The following is a 2,706-nucleotide window of genomic DNA, read 5'->3' as shown; positions in this document are numbered from 1 at the left end:
ACACCGACCGCTTCACCGACTCCCTGTGACCCGCCCGGCGGGGGGCGCACGGAGCGCACGCCCCCGCCGGGCGGGTCACAGGGAGTCGGTGAAGCGGTCGGTGTCCTTGCGCCGGGTACGGGCGGTCAGCGCGAACGTGCGGAAGACCTCGTACGAACCGGTCCGCCGGACGGTCACGCGCCCGTGGGGGAAGCCTTCGAGCCACCCGCCTTCGACCAGCTCGAAGGTGTACCGGCGCGTGCCGAAGACGCGGGACCACTCGACGTAGCCGCCGTTCATCCGGGCGATGCGGCCCCCGATGGGGAACAGGCCGTAGGCCCGCGCGGCGTACTCCGCGAAGTGGGTGGCCGTGGCGACCGCAGCGTGAGCGACGGCGGCCCGCATCCGCGCGGCGAACTCCTCGGCGGTGCGCACCATCAGGGCCTCAGCCGGCCGCGCGTTCGTCCGCCGCAGAATGATCCCGAGCAGTCGCGTCCCCGCCTCGGCCGCGCGGGTCCACGGGCTCAACGGGCTGGACTCCATGTCGGGCTGCCGCTCGTGGCACAGGGCCAGGAGCCGGACCACGTCCGCCGTACCCTCCGGCTCGTGCGGGCGGAACCAGCTCGGCGTCATCCGGGCCAGGTCTCCCACGGTGGTCACCATGTGGTCGATGCTGGGGAAGACCTGCGACTCCTCGGCGAACTCCAGGGTCCGGAGCAGGCCCACGTACTTCTCGTCGTCCGTGACCGTGCCGCGCGGGCCCCCAGGGAGCGCCAGGGCGGCGCGGGACAGCTCAGCGAGGGTCGACGGCTCCGGGGACTGCCGGACACGGTGTACGGCGGCGCGGAAGGTCATCAGGGGCGTGCGGTAGTTGGTGGCGACGGCGGTGGTCATGGCGGGAGTCCTCCGGGAGTCAGCGGGGCAGGAAGGGGAGCGGGCCGGCGGGGGCGCACGCGGGCAGTACGCCCCCGCCGGGGCCGTGCTCAGAAGGCGTGGCGGGGAACGCGCGGCACGTAGACGTCGGCGGGGAAGGCAGCGCGGAGTACGGCGACCGACATCAGGTCCACCAGGTCGTCACCGGACGGCAGCTCGGCCGGGATGAACGCGTACGTGACCAGGTGGCCACCGAACCGCGACGGCGTACGGGCCCACACCACGCCCGTGGCCGTAAGCGTCATCTCGTGCTCCCCCGGGCGCTTGGGGCCGTCGAACGTCGTCGCACCCTGGGCGGTCCCCCACGGGCCCGGGTCCATCTCGATGATGGGGTGGAAGTAGCCCAGCAGGTTGCCGCACATCAGGTACGGCCGGTCCCGCTCGAACGGCGCTTCGCCCGTGGCGACCGCACGGCCGGGAAGCGGCTCGTCCTCCGAGACCTCCCCCGGGGCGAGTAGCGGCAGGCCGAAGCGGGTCAGGGACTCCGTGTCGGTGTACAGGCGCCGCACGTCCGCGTCCGTGAGGCCGTGGGGGCACTCCGGCCGGTCGCATATCCAGCGGCCCTTGTCGTCGCGGGTCGCGAACTCACCCGCGAAGTCGAGGCGGTCACCCGGGGAGAACACGGACGGGATGTACGGCAGCGCGGACACGGGAAGGCTGGGCACGGGGAACTCCAGAGGTTCAGTGGGGCACGGGCGCGGATGATGGCCCGGCGGACTCGCTTACGGCGCGTCCTGCACACGGCCGAGACGGGGCGGCGGCGCGGACGAGAGCGGGGAGCAGCGGAAGCGGGGAAGCGGGCCGGGGCGGCGGGAGAGCGCACCCCGGCCGGCGGACGGATCAGCCCCTGATCTCCAGGACCAGGAGGAGGAAGATCGCGAGGGCCGTGGCGGCGAGAGCGGCGCAGACCATGAGCAGGGCGGCGCGGAACTCCCGTCGGGTCACGGGGCGCTCGCGGTCGTCAGGGGTGGTGCTGGACATGCAGACCTCCGAAGGGTCATAGGCGGGCGGGGCGCTCGTGCATCCCCGCACCGGGCCGCGACAGGGCGCCGCGGCTCGATGCGGACACGCCGGACGACCGGCCGTCAGCCCTCGAAGGAGTGGCACGCCACCGTGAAGGGGCGCCCGTGGTGCGTACGCGGGTAGCCGCCGCACTCCTCACGGAGGCACAGGGGGTTCGCGGCCGTGCCCGGACGGGGGTCGACGTCGAACCGGTCGCACGCCGCAGCGTTCGGGTTGCGGTGCTCGCTCTCCCACTGGTCGCACGTCCCGCACAGGGGGATGGACGAGGTGAGCGGCGTGGCCACCTGCACCATGCGGTGGAAGGTGCCGGACGCGTAGGTGAACGCCACGGTGCCGCTCAGGTCGTCCAGGACGATCGAGCCGCCGCACTGCCGGGCGTTGACCAACTGGGCGCGCAGCAGACCGCCGGACATGGGGCGGGACTCCATACCGGGGACGACAGCCGAGACCGGGGACGCGTGGACCGAGTACGCGGCGAACGTCGCCTCACGGGGGTCGGACAGACGGAACTCACCGATGGTGGACGGTACGGGGGCAGCGAAGAACACGAGGACTCCAGAAGGGTGCAAGGCAGGGACGGAACTCCCCCGGACGGGACCCGAACGGGGTCAACCGTGCGACGAGGGGACAACGCTGTGACCAGCGCAAAGGGACGTTCGTGGAACCCGTGAGACCGTCCCACGCGCGCGCGGGGGTCCCGGGGCCGGCTGGGGCGCACCGGGGGGTGCGGTGCGCCCCAGCCGGGGTTCAGCGGGTGATGCGGGCCCGGAC

The 2,706-nt window shown here is 73.3% G+C and carries 4 protein-coding genes; all 4 read right to left on the bottom strand.

What is annotated here, in order from left to right:
- Positions 1-75: 75 nt before the first annotated feature.
- The 4 genes from C6N75_RS26625 to C6N75_RS26615 all read right to left on the bottom strand — a co-directional run bounded on the left by C6N75_RS26625 (position 76) and on the right by C6N75_RS26615 (position 2,483).
- Positions 76-873 carry a hypothetical protein gene (locus C6N75_RS26625; protein WP_105871428.1) on the bottom strand — a complete coding sequence of 266 codons (798 nt, stop codon included), beginning with the start codon at positions 871-873 and terminating at the stop codon, positions 76-78.
- Positions 874-962: 89 nt separating this feature from the next.
- Positions 963-1,577, bottom strand: coding sequence for a hypothetical protein (locus C6N75_RS26620; RefSeq protein WP_146132686.1), 615 nt, complete (start codon positions 1,575-1,577; stop codon positions 963-965).
- Between the two features lie 175 nt (positions 1,578-1,752).
- Positions 1,753-1,893 (bottom strand): hypothetical protein, encoded by a 141-nt coding sequence (locus C6N75_RS30965; protein WP_181160627.1) that lies wholly within the window; start codon positions 1,891-1,893, stop codon positions 1,753-1,755.
- Positions 1,894-1,997: 104 nt separating this feature from the next.
- Positions 1,998-2,483 (bottom strand): hypothetical protein, encoded by a 486-nt coding sequence (locus C6N75_RS26615; protein WP_105871426.1) that lies wholly within the window; start codon positions 2,481-2,483, stop codon positions 1,998-2,000.
- Positions 2,484-2,706 lie beyond the last annotated feature (223 nt).

The organism is Streptomyces solincola (assembly GCF_002982015.1).
Classification (GTDB): Bacteria; Actinomycetota; Actinomycetes; order Streptomycetales; family Streptomycetaceae; genus Streptomyces; species Streptomyces solincola.
The sequence above is the reverse complement of the archived record's forward strand: the minus strand, read 5'-3'. Positions and strand labels throughout refer to the sequence as shown.